Annotated in this window: 1 pseudogene; it reads left to right on the plus strand. The window is 38.4% G+C overall.

What is annotated here, in order from left to right:
- Positions 1-195 (plus strand): annotated as a pseudogene (locus B9T16_RS29460) (hypothetical protein); the annotation flags it as partial.
- Positions 196-410 lie beyond the last annotated feature (215 nt).

Consider the following 410-nt stretch of genomic DNA (forward strand, 5'->3'; position numbering starts at 1 on the left):
ATTCAATTACGTCGAATTGGTACTGATGAAGTGCATGATTTTTATTTGGATGGTGAAGAGCCCGCCTACGTTGATATGCCCATTTGGTACACGCATAATATTAAGAATGTAGGTGAGGAGGTTCTTTACACGATTTTTTGGATTAATGAGCCGTATGATGCCTCTKATCCTGATACTTATTTTGAGGCTGTTTAGTTTTCGGTGATCAGTKAACAGTAATCAGTGATCAGTGAACAGTAATCAGTGATCGGTGAACAGTAATCAGTGATCAGTGAACAGTAATCAGTGATCGGTGAACAGTAATCAGTGATCGGTGAACAGTAATCAGTGATCGGTGAACAGTAATCAGTGATCGGTGAACAGTAAACAGTAATCRATAATCAKCTTGTTGGGAGTAGATATTTAATAGA

Origin of the sequence: Arthrospira sp. PCC 8006 (genome assembly GCF_046480465.1) — a bacterium.
Lineage (GTDB): Bacteria > Cyanobacteriota > Cyanobacteriia > Cyanobacteriales > Microcoleaceae > Limnospira > Limnospira platensis.